Here is a 25813-nt window from a genome sequence, read left to right on the forward strand (position 1 = left end):
TACCATAAAAATGCCCAGCGTCGCTGGGCATTGGATTTTATTTGGTAATGATTTCCGGCCCCATCAGCGTGGTCGGTAACCAGGTTGAGACCCATGGCACATAAGTAACGATAATTAGGAATAAGAACATAATAGCAACCCACGGTAATGCCGCTTTCACCACACTCATCATCGACATTTTGGCGACCCCTGCGGTGACAAATAGGTTTAAGCCCACGGGTGGCGTTATCATGCCGATTTCCATGTTAACCACCATAATGATACCGAGATGAATTGGGTCAATTCCCAACGCAATAGCAATAGGGAAGACCAGTGGAGCGACGATAATCAGCAAACCTGACGGCTCCATAAACTGACCACCTAACAACAGCAATACGTTCACAACAATGAGGAAGGTAATTGGACCAAGCCCTGCCGACAACATCGATTCAGCGATAATTTGTGGGATGCGCTCTTCAGTTAATACATGTTTTAATATCAAGGCATTGGCAATGATAAACAGCAGCATAATGGTCAGTTTACCTGCATCAAACAGGGTCGCCTTGGTGTCTTTATGAAAAAAGGCTTGTACCACTTTGACAACCGCAGGCTTAGTGTTTTCTTTATCTGCAAATGGGCCCATATCTTTGTAAATAAAGTTAGCGATCAAAAATGAATAAACCGCGGCAACGGCTGCCGCTTCTGTAGGTGTAAATATTCCGCCATAAATACCACCAAGAATAATGACCACAAGTAGCAGCCCCCAGCTAGCTTCTTTAGCAGCCGACATCGCTTCTTTCCAACCGACAAATGGCTGCTTGGGCAAATTTTTCACACGGGCAAAGATATAAATGGCAATAATTAACATCAGCCCGGCAAGCAACCCAGGGATCACTCCCCCTAAGAACATTCGCCCAACCGATACGTCCGTGGCCGCCGCATAAACAACCATAACGATCGACGGAGGGATCAAAATTCCGAGCGTCCCCGCATTACAAATAACACCAGCGGCAAACTCTTTGGTATACCCATTTTTCACCATACCAGCGATAACAATACTACCAATAGCGACCACGGTAGCAGGTGATGACCCAGACAACGCAGCGAACATCATACATGCCACAACAGAGGCAATCGCCAAACCACCGCGGAACCAACCTACCATCGCAATGGCAAAACGGATAATGCGTTTTGCAACGCCGCCTGTAGACATAAAACTGGAGGCTAAAATGAAAAATGGAATCGCCAATAAGGTGTAGTGCCCTTCAAAGGCATTAAATAAGGTTTGAGCCACAGATGCTAACGACGTATCTGAGTGCCACAAAAGAAAAAGAATACTCGATAAGCCAAGTGAAATAGCAATGGGCACGCCCACCAGCATAAAACCAATCACCATCACAAACAGTAGTAAAATTTCCATGAATTAGCGCTCCTTGCTGCTGTCGTTCGAGGCGGTAGGTTGACGAAATGGTTCGGCCATATCGTCAGCGGCTTGCGCCATTTCGGCTTTCAGCGCTTCTAAATCTTCTTCGGCTTCATGACCTGCAATCATACGGTCTAGCTTGCCTGTCACAATTTGGTAGGCAATTTGTAAAAAGCGGAATGTTAACAATGCCATTCCTATCGGCAATGCCATATAAGGAATGAAACGTGGTAGCTTTTCATAGCGTTCGCCTTCATTCATCAAATCTGCGAGAAATTGCAGCATCTCTGGCATCGGAATATCGTCTGTTTCATACCATGCGCGCTCTGTCGCAAAGGGATACCAATAGTTCCACGAACCAATGAGCAATAAGATAGAGAAGGCTAAACAACTGCCAACAGCAAGCAAAGCAAACACTTTACGCATACCGGCAGGAACCATGTTAATAATGACATCAACACCAATATGAAAATGCTTTTTCACACCGTAGGAAGCGCCCACTAACACCATCCAAGCAAACATGAATACTGTCAGTTCCAATGCCCATAAAATATTTTCGTTAAACACATAACGCAGCACGACGTTAACGAAAGTGAGTAAGGTCATACTGCCAAGGAAAAATGCAATCAGCATTTCTTCTATGGCATCCGTAAATTTGCCGACTTTAGAGAAAAAAGAGTGTTCCATTTGATACATCGCTCTAATAGTTATTATCGGAATAGACACAAAGCGCTGTACTACTTAACTTCCAAACCAGCGGTAGAGTTAGGTGCAGCGTATTGAGAAAGCCCCATCACTCTTGATGGGGCAAATGGTACGTTATTGGTTTGAAGCCAACGCAGCATCAATCAAATCAGTACCGATGTCTTTTTCAAACTTCTTCCATACGGGTTTAAGTGCAGTAACCCACTCTTGACGCTGTTCTGGGGTCAAGGTGCGAATAACGCCGCCCGCTTCTAATACATACTGTCTGTTTTGTTGCTCAACCCGATTTGATTCGGAATTACGCGTTTCCGTTACTTCTTTTAGAATGGTGGCAAACTGATCGCGAATATCCGTTGGTAGACCGTCCCACCATTTGGTTGAGGTCACGACCAAGTAATCCAAAATACCGTGGTTCGTCTCTGTGATACCATCTTGTACTTCGAAGAATTTCTTCCCATAAGTGTTAGACCAAGTATTTTCTTGGCCATCGATAACTTTGGTTTGTAAGCCACCATATACTTCAGCAAAAGACATTTTTTGCGGGTTCGCGCCAAGTTGTTCAAACTGAGCCACTAGCACATCAGAGGCTTGAACACGGAATTTCAACCCTTTGGCATCCCCAGGGACCAACAATGGCTTATTGGCTGACATCTGTTTCATGCCGTTATGCCAAAACTCTAGGCCTTTCACCCCACGACGTGCCATTGAGTTTTTCAGTTTTTCGCCGTCAGCAGAATTTTGGAAACGGTCAACGGCATCAACATCATCAAAAAGAAAAGGAAGGTCAAAAATGCGGAACTTTTTGGTGAACTTCTCAAATTTAGAAAGAGAAGGTGCAGCAAGCTGAACATCGCCATTGAGCAAAGCTTCTAACACTTTGTCATCATCATAGAGTGTCGAGTTTGGAAATACCTGCATACAGGCTTTGCCATTCATTTCCTTATTGACGCGCTCTTCAAGCAATGAAGCTGCGATACCTTTAGGGTGTTTATCGGTATTGGTTACATGGCTGAATTTAATCACCATTTCACCAGGGTCACAGTTTGCAGCGGCATTAAAACTCGTTACGGCAAGAATTGAGGCAGAAAGAAGGGTTAGAGGCTTTAACATTATTATTCTCCTTGAGTGAACATATCAGCCCCATCAATGGGTGCTGTATAGGCTATACAAGGCAATTACCAAGCCAACTTTGTACATTTATTTAACAAGCCTTTAACCACAAGGTTCTCAACGATTACGCGGTTTGTAAACAGACAAAGTCCTACAAGACTTATTGGTACAATGGGTGGGAAATGACACACATAAAACGGCATTTTGGGTGGAAAATGACACTAAGCAAGATGGTAAGCGAGTAAAGCATGAGGATATCAACCTCGAACGTTACATCGCCGCTTTTACTGCTTTGGCTAGCTTACGCGCAGCCTGTTTAGGATCAGCATGGCTGTCGTTAAAGAAGTCAGTAACTACATCAAACATTGCACTTTGCACATAGCTGGTCGTTGCCATGCCGTGTGCCATGCTAGGTACTAACCCAGCGGATGCTGCCGTGTTTTTAAAGGCATTCATTGAATCTAAAGCGCATAGATCAAACTTAGACATGTCTACGTCAACTCGCACAGGAATGGAGCCTTTTTTGAGATTAAATATCTCTTGGAACTGAGGAGCAAGAATCGTCGTTGCCAATGCTTGTTGCGCTTGCTTATTTTCGGTGTCGCTTAACTCATAAAAGGCAAAACTGTCGATATTATGAATGAACTGCCCTTCCGTACCGGGCGCAGCAACACAAAGGTAATCTTTACCTGCGACTTTACCGGCAGCGGTAAATTCACCTTTGGCCCAATCCCCCATGATCTGCATCGCAGCTTGACCACCTATCACCATCGATGTTGCTACGTTCCAATCTCTACCGGGAGCGTTAACGTCGATATAATCATGCATTTTTTGGAATTTGCTGAACACCTCGACCATTTTATCACTCGATAGTACATCCATATCCAGATTAACAAATGCCTGCTGGTAGCCTTTAGGACCCAATACGTCTAAAGCAATGACTTCAAACAAGGTTGCGTCTTGCCACGGTTGACCACCATGAGCAAGTGGAATAAAGCCTGCGGCCTTAAGTATATCGCCGACTGCAAAAAACTCATCCAAGCTAGTAGGTACTTTCAGACCGAATTTATCCAATAGTGCAAGGTTGACCCATAGCCAATTTACACGATGAATATTCACTGGGACAGCAACATACTGGCCATGCCATTTCATGATCTCGGATACTACGGGCGGAAGAACATCATCCCAATGGCCTTGTTTGGCAACATCATTCAAATTGGTCAGAAAACCAAGCCCTGCCCACTCTTGAATATCACGCCCTTTAATTTGCGCAGCAGAGGGTGGGTTACCCGAAACGGCGCGGGTTTTTAGCACGGTCATCGCGCTTTCTCCACCACCACCAGCCACCGCAAAATCCCTCCAACTGTGACCTTGCTCTTCTAGCATCTCTTTTAGTACATCAATCGACTCAACTTCTCCATTAGCAGTCCACCAGTGAAGAACTTCAACATCAGCGGCATCAGCCGATGCAGTGAACAGCAACGATAAAACCAAGAGTATTTTTTTGATAGATAACCTCGTGTTGGTACTCATATCGACGCCCATCGTTTGCTTTGCGCTAAAAAGAAATTGTCTGGCATCCTAGATCACACTTCAAGCATAGGCGGGATAAACACTTGCACTTCCAACCCACCGTGCGCTGGGTTGCGCAAAATAATATCACCACCGTGTCCATGTAAAATACTGCGGCAGATACCCAACCCTAAGCCGTGTCCTTGATCATCATCGGCCAAGCGAAAATAAGGTTCAAATACCGCCTCCAATTTATCAGCCGGAATACCCGGGCCTTTGTCTTGGATTGTCACTACCACCCATTCTGGTGTTTCTTCCAACTTAACCCACACCTGCTGACCATATTTAACACCGTTACCGATTAAATTGGTTAACACGCGCTTGATAGCCAGCGGCTTTGCGATAACAGGAGCGATCTCAATCGGAGAGAAGTGCACCACAGATTGAGATAAGTTATAGCCCTCAGCGATAGTGATAATCATCTCATTGAGATCAATGCTGGCATTATTCTCATGCAAATCGGTATCGCGTACGCACTGTAATGCCCCTTTGACCATCATCTCTAACTCGTCCAGATCACGGTTAAACTTCTCACGTTTTATATCGCTGTCGAGCAATTCAGCTCTTAGCCGTAAACGGGTGATGGGCGTTTTTAAATCATGAGAAATGGCAGAGAACAGATGCTCCCTATCAGCAATATAACGGCGAATACGTTGCTGCATTCGATTAAAGGCTTGCGTGGCCGTGATCAACTCCGTTGCGCCCTCTTCACGTAAAGGACGTTGGGCAATATCCATGCTCATTTCATTAGCGGCCTTAGCGAGATTTTTCAACGGCCTAACTTGGCGGCGCATTAATAAGTAAGTGAGTAGCAGCAATATGGTGGTGGAAAAGAACAAAAATAACATTTGCTCCTTACCTAAAATCGTATCGTCTAACTTCACGTACGGTGCGGGCAACAAGGCGGCAACGTAGATCCACTCATGGCTTGAAAGCTCAATTTGCACCACCAAAATAGGTGGATTAAGAGGTTCCAGTGTTAACGTATGGTATGCCCAGGACTTTGGTAAATCACTAAGTAAAATGTCATTTTTCAATAAACGTAGGTGCTCAGGCTTGGTAAATTCCACTTGAATGCTAGCGACATTGTTTAATTTTTGCATGAGAACCTCAGTGACAGCATCAACCGAAGCTCGCTTTAAGCGCGTCTCTTCAATCGGCTCCACCAACAACGCCTCTTTATTGAAAGAGACAAAAAATCGCGTGCCACCCATATTACGAATTTGGTCGAGTACGATATGACGGTATTTCACTGGCAGCGACTGAAAAAATGTCACTGTAGAAGCAAACATACCCGCCATACTAGATGATACCGAGTGTATTCCCTCGAGTTCTTTCTGTTTCGATTGGCTGTACCAAATGGCTGTGGCGATCCCTTGTGCAATCACCACCGCTAACAGCGTCAGTAGTAGTGTGCGAGAAACTAAAGAATTGGGTTTAAGTCGCGAAAATAAAGGCGTCAATGGCATCGTTTAACTACCATACGTGACCGGAACCGAGAGAATATAACCATTACCACGCATCGTTTTTATATAGTGAGGATATTTAGCGCTATCGCCTAGTCGTTGTCGCAAGCGACTCAGTTGAACGTCAATACCACGCTCATAAGGCAAAGCTTCGCGTCCACGCGTTGCGTGCGAAATAGTGTCACGATCCAGCACTTCATTAGGGTGGGTTAAAAAGAGCATCAATAAGGCAAAATCGCTGCCTGAAAGATCATGTCCTTCATCACGTTCAAGATGCATGATGCGATGCGACAAGGTATCAAGTTGCCAATCGCCAAAAGTAATCTGCTTGGTAGACGCACTATCGGTAGGCTTATCGTCAGAAACTTGCACTCGACGAAGCAGCGCTTTGATACGAGCCATCAACTGACGCGGACTAAAAGGTTTCGCGACATAATCATCAGCCCCAATCTCCAAACCAATGATTTGATCGGTTTCATCGGAAACCGCTGTTAGCATAATGATTGGCACATTTGAATTGCGACGAATTTTTTGACATAGCGTAAAACCGTCGTCACCCGGCATCATCACATCAAGCAGGATAAGATCTGGGTACGTGTTTTGCTCTAAATAAGACAGCAATGCCACACCATCAGCGAGCGTAATAATTTCATAGCCCGATTTGGTCAGATATTCGTCGAGTAGTTCACGAATTTCCTTATCATCATCTACTACAACAATGCGCGTTCTTGACTGCATACCCTTTTCCCGCCTTTAGCACAACTTTATTTTTTACCACTAATCGCCACAGTGTATCGATCGACCGTTTTTTTGATTATTGATATTTATGTAAAATTTGAATTCAAACTGGATGAAGATCACAAATTGGAATGGTTATGAGGAACAGCTGATCGTTAATTTTTTCCCCCATTGTGGTGGAAGTTGCGCATAGTGATCGTTTTCAGGTTGCTCATCAAAAGGGTGAGCCAGTAGTTGTGCCAAACGTTGCACTTCTTGATAATCACCCTGTTGCGCTTTATCGATAGCTTGCTGAGCAAGGTAATTACGTAAAACATACTTAGGGTTCACTTTTCGCATTGCTTCACAGCGCGCCTCAAGCGAGGTCAAATTTCCAAACCGATCCGTTTCTAAATGACAACGTTCTAGATAGTGATCGAGCCAAATTTTGGCCTCCCCCCTGTCAAGGAATAGATCAATAACCGCTTGAGATCCTTGAGTATCTAGGTTAGATAATTGCCTAAAAAATCGTGTGTAATCGGTATGGTTTTTAGTTAGCAGCTCGAACATATGCTCAAACAAAGCAGAATCGCCGGTTTGTTGTGTCAGTAAGCCAAGTTTATGGCGCATGTGCTGGCTAAAATAACGCCCAAGTTGTCTTTCAAACTGTGAAAGAGCGGCTTCAAGATCAGCACGCTCAACCAATGGAGAAAGCGCATGTGCTAACGCCGACAAATTCCACAAGGCAATTCTAGGCTGCTGATCAAACGCATAACGCCCCTGATAGTCAGAATGGTTACTAATAAAACTGGGCTCGTAATCATCTAAAAATGCAAAAGGGCCATAATCAAAAGTTTGACCAAGAATCGACATATTGTCGGTATTCATCACACCATGAGCAAAGCCGACCGCTTGCCAATCGGCAATCATCTTGGCTGTGCGCTCCACAATGCGGTTAAACATAACGGCATAAGGTTTTTCTTCAGCGAGGCAGTCTGGGTAGTGCCACTCGATCACTTTATCGGCGAGTAACTTTTGCTGCGTAAGTTGGTTGGTATAAAAGAAATGCTCAAAATGACCAAAGCGGATATGGCTTTGTGCCACTCTCACCAACAGAGCACCTTGTTCTTGTTGTTCTCTATAAACTGGCGTATCACTGCTCATCATAGCTAGTGCTCGGGTGGTGGCAATTCCTAAACCTGCCATTGCCTCACTACACAAATATTCACGAATGGTTGAACGCAGCACTGCTCGGCCATCGCCCATTCGAGAATAAGGTGTTAACCCTGCTCCTTTAAGATGGAGATCAAAAACCTCCCCTGAGTGACTTTCAATTTCAGCAAGCAGTAAACCGCGCCCGTCACCCAGTTCAGGGTTGTACACTCCAAACTGGTGGCCAGCATATTTCATGGCAAGCGGTTTAAATTGAGAAGGGAGTGCTTGACCCGATAAACTGACTAATAACTCATCGTTAGCCGACTCTGGTAAAGACAAAAACGAAGCTAGCTGTTTATTCCAAGCCACCCAACGCACATTTTTTAATGGCGTAGGATCAACCTTAGAATAAAAAGCGGTGGGTAACTGACCGTAACGATTGTGTAGCTTTACCTCATCCCAAATCGACATGCGAAGTCCTTTATTTACAATGCTATGACACTCGCACGTTAACAAATACCCGACCAAGTTGCTAGGGTATATGAGTGTAACCCAACCCTAGTTGGCTCTATTTAGATAAAGGCAAATATACCCATAACGATAACGAACGAAAAAAGACTGGTTTTACCTATCACCCCGAGAAAAGCAGGTTGGATCATTTCTTGATGCTGCATGTTACCCTCACTAATTATTACATCGTGATTACAATATGATGAATTTTTGATATTTACTCAACTGGTTAAGATATTAAATTTTTGTTACAAAGCATTCAATCTTCTCTCTCTTTCACTAACGAAAAACGCTACTATTGCTAACAGTCACTCTCTTTATCGTAGGTATTGCCATGTTATCCATTTTTGAGATTTTTAAAATTGGCGTCGGCCCTTCAAGTTCACACACCAACGGTCCGATGATCGCCGGTTATCAATTCACACGCCTTATTGCTGATCTTTCTGAAGTAAAGCGAGTACAAGTTGATCTTTATGGGTCTTTATCGTTAACCGGTAAGGGCCACCATACCGACCGAGCGGTCGTTCTTGGTTTACTGGGCAATAAGCCCGACACCATCAAAATAACCAGTGCCAAGCAATCACTAGCCGTTGCTTTCGAAGAGGGAATACTCAACTTAGCAGGCTCTCACAATATCGCTTTTGACGTTCAAACCGACCTTATTTTCCAATCGACCAACCTGCCACTGCACGAAAATGGCATGACTATTACAGCCTTTGGTAAACAAGGGCAGCAGCTTGCCTTTGAAACCTATTATTCAGTCGGAGGCGGATTTGTTGCCACAGCGCAAGAGCTGCAACATGGCAGCAGTCAACCGACAGTAGACGTCGAATTCTCTTTCTCCTCTGCCGACGAGCTCCTATTCAAAGCTGAAAAAAATGGGCTCAGTTTAGGTGGTTTAGTGCTACGCAATGAACTTGCCTTTCAAAGCGTTGAAGAGATCAATAAAAAAGCCGACCAAATTTGGAAAGTAATGTCGCTGTGTATGCAACGAGGTTTAGAAACAGAAGGAATACTAGAAGGAGGGCTGCATGTCACTCGCCGAGCACCTGCGCTATTAAAAAAGCTGGAAGCAAATGCGGCAATAGAGAATGACCCAATGGAAATCATGGATTGGATTAATTTATTTGCTTTTGCAGTAAGCGAAGAGAATGCAGCGGGTGGACAAGTGGTCACATCACCAACTAACGGTGCCGCTGGCGTTATTCCTGCGGTGTTAATGTACTACCATCGTTTCATTAAGCCACTCGACACCAAACAGTTGAAAGATTTTCTAGCCGTTGCTGGCGCGATTGGAATTTTGTACAAAACCAATGCATCAATATCTGGCGCTGAAGTGGGTTGTCAAGGTGAAATTGGCGTGTCTTCCTCAATGGCTGCGGCAGGGTTAACCGCACTGAGAGGCGGCAGTAACGAACAAATATGCATTGCTGCAGAAATCGCGATGGAACATTCTCTGGGTATGACCTGTGACCCGATTGGTGGTTTAGTCCAAGTGCCATGCATTGAGCGAAATGCCATGGGGGCAATGAAAGCGATAAACGCCTCTCGAATGGCATTAAAACGAACCAGTAAATGTTTAATATCTTTAGATAAAGTCATCGATACTATGTTTCAAACTGGTAAAGACATGAACAAAAAATATCGAGAAACGTCATTAGGTGGGTTGGCACTTATTCATTTAGCTCCACCCTGTGAATAAACGGTCTCTGATAAAAATAAACCTTATACCCTTCCGACTTGAATTTGCAGCGGTGTTGGCTACGTTCACTCACCCCAATCACATAGTGTATCTATGCTAATGGGGATGAACTCACTTGCCGCCTACCTGCAACTGCAAGTGGTTTGGGTATATACCAGTGAAGCTTTAAGCATTAAATTCTGGCACGCGGTTTTCTAGCTTCTGCTCTGCCGCTTCGCGTTGAATGATCCATTGATAACTCAATGACAAAATACAAATTTCAACTGCACAAACAAACAGCCAAATTGCAGAGGCTAAGAGTGTCATCATCAAAATATTGGACGCAAATAATGGTTGCAACACGATATTGATCAATGTCGGGATCACACCAATCAAAATAAACAGCGATTTACTGTGTGGCTTCGACCTGCGCCACGCAATAGTTAACCCTCTTGGTTGATGGTCTAAAGCCGTTGCAGGTAACACCAGTGACCAACGTGCTAATAGCCAGCAAATAGGAAGTATCACACCATAAGTCATAAGCTGCAGCACCCACTGTGCAGCACCGATGGAACTTGCAAGTGACCCGACCAGAAACAAAGGGATAAACATCACACCAAACAACGCACTCGCCAATACACACCACCACCCCACAAATCGCCACTCACGGATACTGATATGAAAAATAGCCTCCAAACTGCATGACTTTTCATCTAACAGTGCCAAACGGTGAATCCGAACGGCCGCCATTGCTGCTGTCGCCACATAAAGTAAACCAATCAGTATATTCAATGGTGTAAAGATAACTTGAGGCTGTGAAATATCAGCCCAACCTAAAACAAAATAGCCATTCACTACACAAAAAGGAGCAGACAGAAAAAGCAGCGTCAGCCAGTTTGCTCTTACTAGTTTAAGCGCACTGACCACCGTATATTGGACGGGTAACTGTTGATCTTCCATGAATGAATTCCCTTACAAAACCGTAGGGTTAATATATCGGATATGGATATTTTTTATCCGAAAAGCTCTGTGATGCGAATCTAACTCCCCACAGTAGTTGTTAACAATATTGTTTTTATCTCGATAAAAAATTAACGATGCTGTGCTAGTAATCTTCAAAAGGTTAAGAGATAGTGAAAATGTCGTATTACTCGTTGCTATTTCTTCCTGGCTATCAGTCAGTTGATTTCTAACGAGCAATCCAGATAAATAAAAAAAAGGATACTTATTCAATGAGAAAATCAACCCCACGCTTAACCTTAAGAGTCATAGAGACGAGTGATTATTCTGAACTGGCGGCGTTAATGGATCTGGTTTTTCATGACGTTGGCGGATCATGGCCACGAATGACCATCATGGACCTTGTACATCAGTTTCCTGACGGGCAAATTTGTATTGAAGATGATGGGCGCATTGTTGGCGCAGCATTAACAATTAAAGTTGACTATAACCGGATGTCATTACCGCACGTCTATACCGACATCATCAATGAAAATAATGTGATTCAACATAAAACCAGTGGTGATGCACTTTATGGTTTGGATGTGTTTGTTCACCCAGATTACCGAGGTTTGCGTTTAGGAAGACGTCTTTACGAGGCAAGAAAAGAGTTATGTCGCAGCAATAACTTGAAAGCAATTTTGGCTGGTGGGCGTATTCCAGGTTACGCTAAACATGCCAAAGAAATGAAGGTCGCTGAATATATAGAAAAAATCAAAAGACGCGAGCTGCATGACCCTATTTTATCTTTTCAATTAGCGAATGATTTCGACGTAAAACGTATTATGCGTCACTACCTACCGGAAGACGACAGCTCACAAGGCTACGCAACATTATTAGAATGGGATAATTTCTTCTATGAAGAAGATATCTTTTCTGTTCATGATATTGAAAAGACTATTGTTCGCTTAGGCATTGTGCAATGGCAGATGCGCGCGATGGAAAGCGTCGAAGACTTGATGCAACAATCTGAATTTTTTGTGTCATCACTGTCCAATTACAAGGCCGATTTCGCCTTATTTCCAGAGTTTTTCAATGCGCCGTTAATGGGTTTGCAAAATGATAAGAATTCAGTTGAAGCAATACGCTTTCTTGCTTCATTCAGCGACGAAATAAAACTGCATTTTTCACAATTGGCAGTCACCTACAACATCAACATTATTGCAGGCAGTATGCCGGTGATCAAAGATGACCAACTATATAATGTCTCCTATTTACTGCATCGAGATGGCTCGATAGACGAGCAGTATAAAATTCATATTACTCCACATGAAAAAAGAGACTGGGTGATTGATGGTGGCGATAAGGTGAAGGTTTTTGAAACCGATGCAGGACGTGTCGGCATTTTGATTTGCTACGACAGTGAGTTTCCAGAACTTGGCAGAATGATGGCAGAACAAGATGTGCAGATCATCTTCGTGCCATTTTGGACTGATACCAAAAATGGTTACCAACGCGTACGCTTATGCTCACAAGCCCGTGCCATCGAAAACGAATGCTATGTTGCTATTGGCGGCAGTGTTGGAAACCTTCCAAGGGTGGATAATGTCGACATTCAATATGCTCAGTCGGCGGTTTTCTCCCCTTCTGATATCTATTTCCCACACGATGCAACGATCACAGAGGCAAGCCCTAACACTGAAATGATCATTTTTGCAGACGTTGATTTAGACAAACTCAAGCAGCTTAACATGGAAGGCTCCGTCACTAACTTACGCCACCGACGCTTAGACCTATATGGCGGATTTACTCAAAAACGTTCAGCTAAATAACTTCGACTAGCAGCAGTGATACTCAAGCGGTATCACTGCCTTTCATGAACAACAAAATAGCTATCGCTAAAATGTGCGATCTTCGTTCGCGTTTGCTGACTTCATGCTAGAATGTGCTCTTATCGACACAGGTTGAGCCTTGTTGGGCTAATCCTACCAAATTATCATAATTCTGAGAGTCAGCATGCCATTCTCCAATCTTGGATTGAGCGATCCAATCTTAAAAGCCGTTACCGAACTCGGTTATTCCGCCCCCACTCCCATCCAAGAAAAGGCGATTCCAGCCATTTTAACGGGTAAAAATGTGATAGCGGCGGCGCAGACCGGTACCGGTAAAACGGCCAGTTTTGTATTGCCTATTCTACAAATGCTCAGCCAAGGAAAAACACAGCGTGCCAAACGCGTACGTGCATTAATTCTTGCTCCAACTCGTGAGTTAGCACTGCAAGTAGAAGAAAACATTACGCAATATGCGAAATATCTTTCACTGACGTCGCTTGCAATGTACGGCGGTGTTGATTCTCAAAAACAGAAACAACGCTTGATTGAAGGTGTGGATATTTTGATCGCCACACCAGGCCGCTTGCTTGATATGTATGGACAACGTGCCGTCCATTTTGACGAGCTGGAAGTGTTAGTCATGGATGAAGCCGACCGCATGTTGGATATGGGCTTCATTGAAGACATCAATAAAATTGTTGATCGCCTACCGCTTGATCGTCAGAACTTGCTGTTTTCTGCAACACTCTCTCGCCCAGTACGCGAACTGGCAAAATCAGCGATTAATAACCCAATCGAAATTGATGTTGCGGGCTACAACAAAACACCAAATCAAATTGAGCAGTGGATCATCACGGTCGATAAAGATCAAAAATCCGCTCTGCTTAGCCATTTGATCAATGAAAACCAATGGCAGCAGGCGATGATTTTCATTGAAACCAAACATGGCGCCGCCAAGTTAGCCAGTCAATTGGAAAAACGCGGCATCACCGCCGAAGCATTTCATAGCGGGCGTAGCCAAGAAGTTCGAGAAAAATTATTGGCCGATTTCAAAGCCGGTAAACTTCAATTTCTGATTGCGACTGGCGTCGCGGCTCGCGGGATTGATATCGACAACTTAGAGCGTGTTATCAATTACGATCTACCCTACCCAGCTGAAAACTACATTCACCGTATCGGCCGTACTGGTCGCGCAGGTGCTACAGGCGAAGCAATCTCACTGGTATCAAGAGATGACTTTAAAAACTTATGTATGATTGAAAGTCGCTTAGGACATTTATTGGTACGCAAAGAGATTGAAGGCTTCACCCCGAAAAAAGACGTACCTATTTCGATTTTAAATTACCACTTGAAAAAGCGTGATAACGACCGCTCCAATGCGTCTCGTCCCCCTTCTCGCCCTAAGCAAGCTAAACGCTCGTAAACATTTGCTCTCTATCCATAGACCTCACCAGTTAGTGGGGTCTATGCTAGTTAGCGTTCCAAATAATTTAAACCGCATCACACTTCCGCTCACTCCTTGCCATCTACGCCCCCAATTAATGCATCAAGGAGGATTTTGTCTCATTGCGCTTCAACTAGCCTAAAACTCATCCAATATTGATATAAACGTGATGGCTTAGGTTCAACCGTTATGACCACTAATAAATACAATATCTATCAAGTATTCACGCGCTTATTTGGTAATAAAAAAAGTGTCAATACTCCGTGGGGCAGCGCCGAACAAAATGGCTTGGGTAAATTCAGTGATTTTACTCATCAAGCGCTGGCTGAAATTCAAAAGTTGGGCATCACCCATATTTGGTATACCGGTGTACCCCACCATGCTTTGGTTCGTAACTACACTCAATACGGCATTCACAACGATCACCCAAGTGTGGTCAAAGGCCGTGCAGGCTCACCCTATGCTGTCAAAGACTACTATTCGGTCAATCCAGATTTAGCCGATAACCCTGAACAGCGAAATGAAGAGTTTGCAGCATTAATTCACCGAACGCACAATGCGGGTATGAAAGTCATCATCGATATCGTCCCTAATCATGTTGCAAGGCAGTATTGCGGCTTAAATAACCCTGCTGGTGTAAATGATTTCGGAGCCAATGATGACACCAGTGTCGAATATGCAAGAGATAACAACTTCTATTACATTCCACAGCAGCCATTTGAACTGCCTGATATACCTACTTCCCTTTTGCCACTCGGTGGCGAAAAGCACCCTGATTTAGCAACGCCATACCATGAATATCCTGCAAAATGGACAGGCAATGGTTCACGACTTGCTAAACCCAATGCGGATGACTGGTACGAAACCGTCAAAGTAAATTACGGCATAAGACCCGACGGCCGCAAAGATTTTGTGTCGTTACCAGAAGAGTACCGCTTTAAGTCTCACCGTGAGCATGCCGCATTCTGGCAAGATAAAAGCGTGCCAGATTCATGGGTCAAGTTTCGCGATATTGCGCTGTATTGGATCAATAAAGGCGTCGATGGCTTTCGCTACGACATGGCAGAGATGGTGCCTATTGAGTTCTGGAGCTATATGAACTCGGCGATTAAACAACAAAATCCACACGCATTTTTGTTAGCCGAAGTGTACCAACCGGAGCTATACCGAGATTATATTCAGCTAGGAAAGATGGATTATCTCTACGATAAAGTAGACCTTTACGATTCATTAAAAGCGGTGATGCAAGGTCATGGTTCGACCAAAGAGATTGGCCGCATTGAATATCAATTGCGTGATATTGAACATCACATGCTGCACTTTCTCGATAATCACGATGAGCAGCGTATAGCATCGCCACAATTTGCAGGAAGTGCTGAAAAAGCGATCCCCGCGATGTTGATTTCAACGTGCTTATCGACCGCGCCAACCATGATTTATTTCGGACAAGAAGTCGGGGAAGCGGGTGCCGAACATGCAGGCTTTGGTCAGCCATCTCGCACTTCTATCTTCGACTATATTGGTGTGCCAAGTCATCAGCGCTGGATGAACAACGGCCTATTTGATGGTGGCCAATTAACTGATAGTGAAAAGCAACTTCGCGATTTTTATTGCACATTGCTCAATTTAGCCAAACAGAGCCCGGCCTTGATGGGCGAATATCATGATTTGTATGCGCAAAACGTTGACAACTTTGCTCCTCTGCAAGACAGCCTATTTGCTTTTGCTCGAGGGAATACCACTCAAAAACTGATCCTGGCGGCGAACTTCAGTGACACTCACTCGAAATCATTACATCTAAGTATTCCGATGGCATTGATTAAGTATTGGGGATTAAGCGAGGGGGAATATCCACTGTTTGATCACCTTACCCAGCAAGCACTGGTATTGATAGTGAATGAGAAAGAAGATACAGCCTACGTACCACTTAAGTTTTCACCACTTTCAACGCATTTTATCGAACTGATTTAGGGGGTAATAAACTTACCCTGTAAGCAACAAATAACATTAACACTGACGACTATTAATATGCCTAAAAATAAAACAAGCCGTCCAACAATTGGTGTGATCATGCCAATGCTAAGTGGGTTCTATATGGGAGAGTTGAGCGCAACCTGCCGTCAACTCGCCAAGCAGAATAACGCTAATTTAGTCATCATTCGCTCTGGCGAGCAACGAGATTTTGACCTCGACGTTAGCTTAAACCACCTTGATGCATTACTGGTGGTTCTTCATTGTGCTTCCGACCGCTTAGTAAAAAAAGCATTAGCTAAAAATATTCCGGTAATCTCATTAGCAGCCAGTTATTCACCACTCCCTGTCGAACAATTTTGCAGCACCCAACGCGCTGGAATTGAAGCACTTTATGATTGGCTTTACACCAATGGCCATACCCAAATTGGCTTCTGCGGAGATTTATCGGTCAATGATATACGCTCACGCTTTAAGGCTTATCAAGATTCGTTAAGTAAATATCACCATATCTATCAGTCTGAACACGTTTTTTGCGTCGATAATTGTGCTTTATCCGGAGGAAGAGAGGCCGCGTTAGCTTTCATTGAGAGAAAGTCCGATTGTAGTGCCGTGATCTGTGCCACCGATCAAAATGCGATTGGTATGATTGAACAATTGCAACATTTAGGCTGGAAAGTTCCAGAGCAAGTTGCCATCGTTGGCGTCGATAACATCTTTTTGGGTAAACAAACTCATCCTCAGCTAACCACTGTCGATCAACAGCTTGAATCTTTGGCTAATCAAGCATTCCAGCGCGCCCTCCAACGAATTGCTGGTGATCCATTTCAACATGAGATTCATCACATATCACAAAAATTGGTGGTTAGAGAATCCTGTGGAAACACCAATACCAACAACAGAACGAATGAAACGCAAGGATCAATAAGACACGCTCTAACCAATGTTCGAGGTCTATCTCCAGCAGAACTATTTGAAAGTTTCTATGCACAAGCTAAAAATGGCTTTAATTCAATACTCGATACTCACGGGTTATATGGTTCTGGATTTGATTGGGCCTGCATGGCTACCTATCACTCAGGACAACTCGAAGTAACGGATTGGGCAGAACGCGGTTATATCAAACCACAAATAACGTTAAAGGCAGAAAGCGACAGTTACGGTTTGAGTGCCTTTCCACAGATCAATTCTGACGAACACTTCATGGCAACCATCATCCCAATTTCAACCGGACAAAAAAGCCATTGGCGATTACTGGCCATCGTTGATTCATTACAAGGTGAAGATTGCGTTGCTTCTCAAGCTATGTTTAACAATTACCTCGATATGTTGTCCTTATTCATCGAACGAGATGAATTATTAAAAACAAGCCAATTGCGTCAAAAAAATGCACAACAACTACTCCAACAGTTAAAAGTCGTATCAAACAGTTCCAATGACGGCATTTGGGATTGGGACTTAAAAACCAATACTCTTCATTGGAATAGTCGCCTCATCAAAATGTTAGGAATGGATGATGACCTAGAGACAAAGCATTTTGATTGTGACCAACTGTTTGAACATATTCACACTGAAGATTTGGAAGAGTTAGAAAAACAAATACAGTCACATTTCCTAAACAACACGCCCTTTAAAACCCAATTTCGAATGCGTAAGTTTGATGATAGTTACATTTGGGTACAGGCGAATGGTTCAGCAGTACGCGACTCAAATGGCAAGGCCGTGCGCTTTATTGGATCGATGACCGACATAACAGAGCAAAGAGAGTCAGCGGCTAAAATTCATCATATGGCTTATTTTGACTCATTGACTGGAGTTGCAAATCGACGTAAAGCTATCGAAGAAATTACCGCTCACATCGACAATAAGCCAACACAGCTTAAAGCTGTAATGCTCATGGACTTAAACCGTTTTAAAATGGTCAACGATTCATTCGGCCACCATGTCGGCGATGCATTACTTTGTCATGTTGCCAGAGAGATAACCCAAGTTCTTGGTTCAAAGCACACCATAGCAAGGCTTGGAGGAGATGAGTTTCTGCTATTTTGCTCTATTGCAAATGTAGAACAAGCCAATGAAATGGCCCAAAAAATACTGCGTAGTATTGAAAAGCCAATGCTTTACAGTCAAATAAAAGTCAGTAGCCAAGGAAGTTTAGGGATGGCAATTTATCCCTCCGATGCTTCATCTACCGAGGAACTGATCAAAAATGCAGATATTGCTATGTACCGAGCTAAGCAACAAGGTGGTGGAAAGTACCTCAGATTCAGCCCTGATATGCATAAGGAATCGAGTAAATTTATTGCTCTGGAACAACGGCTATCGAAAGCAATTGATGACAATAAAATCGATATTTACTACCAACCGCAAGTATGTAACAAAAGTGGGAAAATCGTTGCTACTGAAGTCTTAGCGCGTTGGTCTTGCCCGATCAATGGGCAGATACCTCCTAGCAAATTTATTCCAGTTGCTGAAATATCTGGGTTGATTGAAAAACTAGGCAAACAAATATTTACCAAAGTCTGTGAAGATATAAGTCATTCAAAACTGTTGCAGGGACTCAATCAGATATCAATAAACATCAGTGCTCGCCAACTCACCCAGCCAGATTTTGCTAACTTAATCATCAACACCATTAATGGCTACCAATTACCTGCATCGTTATTTTGTTTAGAAATTACAGAAACCGCCGCATTCACGGATTATGATCAATCGTTACGTTCGTTAAAAAAACTCAGTGATGCAGGTATTTCTATCTCATTAGATGATTTTGGGACCGGTTTTTCATCACTATCACTGCTAAAAAACTTGCCACTGTCGGAAGTTAAAATAGACCGCAGTTTTATACTCGACATGACATTAGATCAATCCAACCTGGAATTTGTATCTTCAATGATTTTAATGGGACAAAGTTTAGGTTATCGAGTCGTTGCTGAGGGTGTAGAGACCAAAGAGCATGTAAAACAATTGTCTTCATTAGGCGTCGATCTACTACAAGGTTACTATTATTCAAAACCCCTTCCGTTAGATAAATTTACTATCAAATATCAAGAACAATATTCGAACGAGGCCCTGAAATTACTAATAGAGTGAACGGGCATCAATATTAGCCATGAGACGCGATTGCTACCCTTTTTATCGCATAACTCTGGATGAAAGATTAACATGCATCATTGCTCGGTAGTGTCACTCACCTATCGAGCTGATTTTTTATATTTAACAGACAACAAGGTGATGACATGTGCGAGTTAACAACAGAACAAACCGATGCAATAGCCACCTTCAAACACAGCCTCCATCTTCCTGGCGGTGGTTTTCATGCGCTTATCGTTGAATTATGTAGAGAGTTCCAATTACCTTTCCAAGTTGTTCGCTCCGTTCTTAAGCAGGCACAAGCTTCTATCGAAACAAAAATACGAAACCAATTTGATGATGTTGTTGCTAGTGATTTAACCAAAGAACATTGGCTAAGCATCATAAAAGATGAACTCAACGAACGAGCAAAAGATAACATTCCTCTGATGGAAATACTGATTGATAGTGAAATCTACCGTCAGTTTCTTGATCAAAGTAAATCACCACTTCGCACTGAATCGGAGCGTGAATGTCTTTTAGAGCAATTAATGCAGGCTTATGAACAACAAGTTTATAAACCTCTCAAAGCCATGCTGTACACCACAGCCTTACAGTGGCAACTGCCGAGCGATTTATTGGATATGACCGAAGAAACGCGCCAATTGTTTAGTAACTATCCGCAACATATGGAAGCCAGTGCATTATTATTTAAGCTCAGTGAACAAATTAGCTCTCAACCACTAAGCGAGCATTCCTAACTATTCAGAATTAGTCTCGTGATAACAATTTGAAAACGGGGAATAATCTAATGGCGTTATTCAACGAAGACTAATTCTAACCATTCAATAGGAAGTAATATGAAATTATTTACGTGTACGTCTACTGGAAATATCAACCAAAAAAAGATAGATAAAGCCGGGTCTCTGATTGCAGATTTAAATCAATCAGATCAGTTTCCCGTCCGTAGAGTTCATCCTCTCTCAGGTAAAACAAAGAAAAAATTTCAACAACTCGAGGGGCTAATGAAAAAAATAGGTAAGTATAGGCAGGAGGATGAAAATGCTGATCAAATCCGTAAACTCCAAGGAGATTTCAATAACCTGGTTACTAAGAAAACAACGTATAGAGCAGCTCCTCGCGGCTATATACGGAAGATGCCAATGGAACCCTATACTATTCCACGTGCGGGATCTGGCACGGCTAGAAGCAGCACCCCTAAACCGACTGGTAGCAACGCACCAGAAGGGAGCAGTATCAGTACCTCTTCAACATCATCAGCACCATCTATCACCCCACGAAGAGCTGCCACTACACATGATAGTAAGCCAGCATATATACCAGTTTCATCTATCACCCCACGAAAAGCTGACACTACAGCCATTACACATGATAGTAAGCTAGCACATGTAACAGTTTCATTCGCGTTATTAAGTAACCTCGTCGAACTGCGCAAAGAGCTGAAAAAGGAGTTGAATAACACACCCAAGCCCAAGGGTGAAGACAGGGATAAAATTAAGAATGAAATTAATAAACTCGATAAAGAGATATCAGATCTCAAAAAGGAACTGCCAAAAAATTTCCGTGGGGCATCATTCAGCCATTATCTAAATCTAGTATAGGTAATCAGCGAAAATTGGTATCAACGAAAGCCTCCTAGTGAGGCTTTCTTTTTTAACAGACCACGTTCTGAGGCTGGCTGTTAATTTGCACAAGCTCTGGAGAAATGTCTTTTACACAGCTATCTGAGAACCATTCAGCTAAACGCTTTAGGCGATACTGGATAGTGCAGAGGTAGCTTTTGAAGTATTGAGCTTTCTGAATTGAGTACTGTTCTATCAGTACAGGGATAGGTGTATGCAGAGAAAGCGTGACGTGGGTATCAAAAATCAAGTATCTGTCCTCTCAAGGGTATGAAAAGGGACAGTGACGCTAAAAAGCAAAAATCCCGACAACTCATTGAATTATCGGGATTTTCTAAATAAATGGCACGCCCTGTAGGATTCGAACCTACGACCACATCCTTAGAAGGGACGTGCTCTATCCAGCTGAGCTAAGGGCGCGCTACAGGGAAAGGATTATACGAGTTGAACTCGGTAAATCAATCGCTTTCTCTAACATTTTGTTTCAAATGCCTAAAAAAGAGTCGCCCAGCAATATACTGATGAAAAACAAAACAAAGCAAACGTTTGCCTGTGGATGTTATTCAAAATATCTGCGACAATGCGCGCAAAAATTTTCGCTACGAATGTGTAAGGAAAGTCATGACCGCTCAAAATATTGATGGAACACTTATTTCACAAACAGTCCGCTCAGAAGTCGCAGCACGAGTAAAAGCTCGTACTCAAGCAGGGTTGCGCGCGCCAGGCCTTGCTGTTGTATTAGTCGGTGAAGATCCTGCATCGCAAGTTTATGTTGGCAGCAAGCGTAGAGCGTGTGAAGAAGTTGGTTTTGTATCGAAGTCTTATGACCTTCCTGCCACCGCCAGTGAAGAAGAGTTACTGACGTTAGTCGATCAACTTAATGAAGATCCAGAAATTGATGGCATCTTAGTACAACTGCCACTACCGGCTGGTATTGACACAACTCATGTACTTGAGCGCATCATTCCTGAGAAAGATGTGGATGGTTTCCATCCATACAATGTAGGCCGTTTAGCGCAACGCATTCCTAAACTGCGCTCATGCACACCAAAAGGCATTATCACACTGCTCGATCGCTACAATATCCAACTACGCGGTAAACACGCGGTGATTGTTGGCGCTTCCAATATTGTTGGCCGCCCAATGACACTTGAATTACTGCTTGCGGGCTGTACGACAACCACATGCCACCGCTTCACTAAAGATTTAGAGCACCATGTACGCCAAGCTGATGTTTTGGTTGTTGCTGTTGGTAAACCCAACTTTATTCCAGGTGCTTGGGTGAAAGACGGTGCGATTGTGGTCGATGTTGGCATTAACCGCTTGGAATCAGGCAAACTAGTGGGTGATGTGGAGTACGATGTCGCTAGGGCGAAAGCAAGCTTTATCACACCAGTCCCTGGTGGCGTTGGCCCAATGACGGTGGCAAGTCTGATAGAAAATACGATGCTTGCGTGTGAACAGTTTCATACTAAAGTAAGTTGATCTTCCGTAATAAAGATGGTGACCGGTTATCGGTCACCATTTAAACGATCATAACTCTAAAGTAATGTTAACCAACTCCCACCAATAAAGATTACTCGGTTCAGAGTAGCCTTTACCAAAAACTCCGGTATCACTATAACCACCACCATCGGGACCACTATAAAATTTCTGGTCTCCATAACGGTTGATAATAATTGGCCCAACAGCCTGCCACTTTTCTCCATTCTCCTTAATATTGTTACTTGCATGCTGAAATGTTAAAGCCACACTATAAGAATTAGCTTCATTTGAACAAGCACTCACTTCATCCCAACCTATTATCATCGATTGTTGTGGGCAACCATCAAAACGATGGAGATAAAAAAATACGTGTCCTATTTCTCCTGTCGAGGAGTTTCTCACATCAACGAGAATTTTTTGATCTATTGGGTAAACGCTACGTGCTCCTAACACACTAAACCTGCTGCCCATTAAGTTTCGAGTATTATTAGTGCCTAGCTGGCTCATCAAAATTTTGGTCTGTGAGTTTGATGTAAAAACAGCATCATAAGTCTGATTTTCACCTTTGGGAGGGTTGACTCTCACTGAATATGTTTCTGCCGCTGAGGAAGCATAATTATCACTTTCCTCCTCATGAACACCGATCAGAAAAGTACGGGTTGTTGGATCATAATCATTAAGAGAGACTTCACCGCTATTTGCATCAATAGATGCATATTGTAGATTCTCGCCAATGATTTGATAAACTCTCTTTCCATATTGTATTGAGGATAAATCTGGTTTTATTTTTTTGAACGGTGAAAAATCGACACTAATATTTTTAGCGATAATTCCTGGGTGGGTCGCTTTCTTTACACTGCCGCTGATTATTTGGGTTGACTCCTTATAATTTCTAGAACTTGAAGTTACTTCTATATTGTAATCTCCTGCCCCCTTGATAGTAAGTTCACCAGTGCTTTTGTTAACCTCTACATTGTTATTATTTGAGCTAAGCAATTTATAATTAGTTGTAATTATCTCGTTAGAACCAATCGGCTGAGAAATATTAGGAGACAATGTCAAATTATCTTGATATTCAATCGATGGATAACTAAATTTGATTGGATTATCCGCTTGAGTAACCATGACATTAAATGTCATTTCACTTTCGGAGAAACCACCACGACCTGAATCGACGACTCTAACTATAGCAACACCTGCATTTAATATATCCATACTCCCATCGCTATTTACCTTAATAACATCTATCGCTGAATTAGAATTTAACGAATAAGAGAGTTGCCCATTTGCTCCGATAATGACTGGGGCAGGAAGAATTTTCTGGTCCAAAGATGCTGAAACAACCGATTGAGGGCTTAAAGTTAATGATGATTTAACTGGTTGAACGGTAATCACAATGTCACGTATATTTGATGCTTGAAAATTAGAGCTTTCAGGTTTTCTGACTGTAACCACTGTGGTACCAGAATTAATAACTTTCAGAATATGTGCATCAGTTGTAGTTACTACTTCTTTATTACTTATGTTAATAATTTCCAGATCACTGTTAGTAGCAATTCCATAGTACTTATATAAATCAATTAGTAAGTCATTATCATATACCACAGTAATCGGTTTTAACTCTTCTAGCTGTGGTTGAACACCTTGGCTTATTTCAACTATTACAGTTGCATTATTAGCAGCAGGTTGGTAATTACGTCCACCATCATCAGATATACTTAAAACATAATTACCAACACTGGGTATTTTTAATTGTTCATCACGTAAAGTTATTCCTGATGGCTCACTCGATATAATAGATAAATTACCTTTTTGGCCAACCAGATGAAAAGGTAAAGACAAATCTTCATGATATTCTGACTTAATAAAATCATTTCTCAATCCAGGGTGGGGAGCTTTGATTACATCATATGAGATAACGCCTTGATATTTTTTATATCTATCATTTTCTGGAACAGTTACCGTAACATCAATAGTTCCTGTATTATTAATTTGAGGAAAATGAGTAGACGGGTCTATACTCAATACATCTTGACCATCAGCGATAGAATAGCTTACAGATTCAGGACTACCATTGAAGCTTGGCTGAAGACGCTTTTCTTCCTCAAACACTACAGATTGCTTATCTAGCTTTAGAGAATAAGGTGCTTCAGCTTTATTTATCTTCACTGTAAATGTAGCGCTTTCTCTACTAGTACTATACCCCGGCTGATATTCGACATTTGCCTGAATTATTGCCTCACCAGCTTTTAGTATTTCCATTTCTCCAGTAGCAGGATTGATGTTTAAAACATCCTGACCATCCCAAACGGAATAATTCTGACTTTTTATTGGAGCCCCGGTAATTTTATTTGCTTGAATAAATAAGCCATCACTATATTCTTGTTCAAAATTCTCATAACTTAATGTATCCGCTGACACAGCCGTTACTATAATCTTAGCCATTACACTAGTAGATTTATAACTACTATTTCCAGAGTCGGTGATAGTTACAATAGCTGTTCCTGCAAATCCATTAGCAGTGACATTTCCTTTATGATCCACACTAATAATATGGTCATACTTAGGTTGAACCGTAAAGTTGAGTTCGCCTTTGAATCCTCTAACATTTAACTTGCGCGTATTATTATCACCAAGTGTATTAAGTGTTAAGGAGTCAGCCTTTAAACTCGAATTATCCCACTTTTCAATTGTGACATTAAATATATCTTTTGCAGTTTTGTAACCATTAAGTGTGTCCGTAGCCGTAACGGTAACCGAACCTGGTTTTAGTACCATTAAGCTTCCATCGCCATTATCGACAACAATATCAGCTGGATCACTCGTATAGCTAACCTCACCCATTTGATTAAAAACAGTTGGGCTAAAACTATATCCAGCATAGCTAGATGACGATAATAAAGTGATATCATTTACCACAATATCAATACGATCTTTTTCGCTTTCCAAAGAGGGAATGCTGGTTGGTGGTGTAACACTCTTTGGTGTCGTAACTACATTCGAAGATGAATCCCCTTCACCTCCCCCGCATGCAGCCAACGATATCCCTATCGCCAAAACTAATCCTAATCGATTTACGCTTGGCATTAACATATAAGTCTCTCTGTAG

The 25813-nt window shown here is 42.6% G+C and carries 18 protein-coding genes and 1 tRNA gene; 8 read left to right on the plus strand and 11 right to left on the minus strand.

Annotated features, from left to right (window positions below):
* Positions 1-37: 37 nt before the first annotated feature.
* The 7 genes from MCT08_RS10520 to MCT08_RS10550 all read right to left on the minus strand — a co-directional run bounded on the left by MCT08_RS10520 (position 38) and on the right by MCT08_RS10550 (position 8598).
* Entirely contained in the window at positions 38-1399 is a 1362-nt protein-coding gene (locus tag MCT08_RS10520) for a TRAP transporter large permease (protein WP_053310134.1), read from the minus strand.
* A gap of 3 nt (positions 1400-1402) precedes the next feature.
* Positions 1403-2089: a TRAP transporter small permease gene (locus MCT08_RS10525; protein WP_168522730.1), complete on the minus strand. Its 687-nt coding sequence runs from the start codon at positions 2087-2089 to the stop codon at positions 1403-1405.
* Positions 2090-2221: 132 nt separating this feature from the next.
* Positions 2222-3217 carry a TRAP transporter substrate-binding protein gene (locus tag MCT08_RS10530; RefSeq protein ID WP_053310136.1) on the minus strand — a complete coding sequence of 332 codons (996 nt, stop codon included), beginning with the start codon at positions 3215-3217 and terminating at the stop codon, positions 2222-2224.
* A 270-nt stretch (positions 3218-3487) separates the two neighbouring features.
* Complete coding sequence (locus MCT08_RS10535; RefSeq protein ID WP_261915663.1) at positions 3488-4750, minus strand: ABC transporter substrate-binding protein; 1263 nt, start codon at positions 4748-4750, stop codon at positions 3488-3490.
* A gap of 53 nt (positions 4751-4803) precedes the next feature.
* Positions 4804-6258, minus strand: coding sequence for an ATP-binding protein (locus MCT08_RS10540; protein WP_053310137.1), 1455 nt, complete (start codon positions 6256-6258; stop codon positions 4804-4806).
* Between the two features lie 3 nt (positions 6259-6261).
* Positions 6262-6993, minus strand: a complete 732-nt coding sequence (locus MCT08_RS10545; RefSeq protein ID WP_171980320.1) for a response regulator — start codon at positions 6991-6993, stop codon at positions 6262-6264.
* A 135-nt stretch (positions 6994-7128) separates the two neighbouring features.
* Positions 7129-8598, minus strand: coding sequence for a protein adenylyltransferase SelO (locus MCT08_RS10550; RefSeq protein ID WP_261915664.1), 1470 nt, complete (start codon positions 8596-8598; stop codon positions 7129-7131).
* 373 nt (positions 8599-8971) lie between these two features.
* Here MCT08_RS10550 and MCT08_RS10555 point away from each other — a divergent pair, with 373 nt between their 5' ends.
* Positions 8972-10339 carry an L-serine ammonia-lyase gene (locus MCT08_RS10555; protein ID WP_172531953.1) on the plus strand — a complete coding sequence of 456 codons (1368 nt, stop codon included), beginning with the start codon at positions 8972-8974 and terminating at the stop codon, positions 10337-10339.
* A gap of 165 nt (positions 10340-10504) precedes the next feature.
* On the opposite strand, the gene MCT08_RS10560 is transcribed toward MCT08_RS10555, so the two are convergent.
* A complete protein-coding gene (locus MCT08_RS10560; protein WP_274678381.1) occupies positions 10505-11278 on the minus strand; it encodes a hypothetical protein in 774 nt (257 codons plus the stop codon).
* 272 nt (positions 11279-11550) lie between these two features.
* Here MCT08_RS10560 and MCT08_RS10565 point away from each other — a divergent pair, with 272 nt between their 5' ends.
* From MCT08_RS10565 to MCT08_RS10590, 6 genes are all read left to right on the plus strand, one after another.
* The gene (locus MCT08_RS10565) at positions 11551-13089 is read left to right on the plus strand and encodes a bifunctional GNAT family N-acetyltransferase/carbon-nitrogen hydrolase family protein (RefSeq protein ID WP_053310142.1); all 1539 of its coding nucleotides are present in this window, start codon (positions 11551-11553) and stop codon (positions 13087-13089) included.
* Between the two features lie 184 nt (positions 13090-13273).
* Entirely contained in the window at positions 13274-14512 is a 1239-nt protein-coding gene (locus MCT08_RS10570) for a DEAD/DEAH box helicase (protein WP_053310143.1), read from the plus strand.
* 210 nt (positions 14513-14722) lie between these two features.
* The gene (locus tag MCT08_RS10575) at positions 14723-16504 is read left to right on the plus strand and encodes an alpha-amylase family protein (RefSeq protein WP_274673316.1); all 1782 of its coding nucleotides are present in this window, start codon (positions 14723-14725) and stop codon (positions 16502-16504) included.
* Between the two features lie 57 nt (positions 16505-16561).
* On the plus strand, positions 16562-19597 hold the full coding sequence (locus tag MCT08_RS10580; RefSeq protein WP_274678382.1) for an EAL domain-containing protein: 3036 nt from the start codon (positions 16562-16564) through the stop codon (positions 19595-19597).
* Positions 19598-19743: 146 nt separating this feature from the next.
* The gene (locus MCT08_RS10585) at positions 19744-20337 is read left to right on the plus strand and encodes a hypothetical protein (RefSeq protein WP_261926670.1); all 594 of its coding nucleotides are present in this window, start codon (positions 19744-19746) and stop codon (positions 20335-20337) included.
* 99 nt (positions 20338-20436) lie between these two features.
* On the plus strand, positions 20437-21198 hold the full coding sequence (locus MCT08_RS10590; RefSeq protein ID WP_274678383.1) for a hypothetical protein: 762 nt from the start codon (positions 20437-20439) through the stop codon (positions 21196-21198).
* 52 nt (positions 21199-21250) lie between these two features.
* On the opposite strand, the gene MCT08_RS10595 is transcribed toward MCT08_RS10590, so the two are convergent.
* Complete coding sequence (locus tag MCT08_RS10595; protein ID WP_168786467.1) at positions 21251-21469, minus strand: hypothetical protein; 219 nt, start codon at positions 21467-21469, stop codon at positions 21251-21253.
* A gap of 93 nt (positions 21470-21562) precedes the next feature.
* A tRNA-Arg gene (locus tag MCT08_RS10600) sits at positions 21563-21639 on the minus strand.
* A 201-nt stretch (positions 21640-21840) separates the two neighbouring features.
* Here MCT08_RS10600 and folD point away from each other — a divergent pair.
* On the plus strand, positions 21841-22704 hold the full coding sequence (gene folD, locus MCT08_RS10605) for a bifunctional methylenetetrahydrofolate dehydrogenase/methenyltetrahydrofolate cyclohydrolase FolD (protein WP_171980327.1): 864 nt from the start codon (positions 21841-21843) through the stop codon (positions 22702-22704).
* Between the two features lie 48 nt (positions 22705-22752).
* Here the strand turns inward: folD and MCT08_RS10610 are convergent, their stop codons facing one another.
* A complete protein-coding gene (locus MCT08_RS10610) occupies positions 22753-25797 on the minus strand; it encodes a hypothetical protein (RefSeq protein ID WP_274678384.1) in 3045 nt (1014 codons plus the stop codon).
* Positions 25798-25813: the final 16 nt, after the last annotated feature.

This window comes from Vibrio aestuarianus, from assembly GCF_028858425.1.
Taxonomy (GTDB): domain Bacteria; phylum Pseudomonadota; class Gammaproteobacteria; order Enterobacterales; family Vibrionaceae; genus Vibrio; species Vibrio aestuarianus.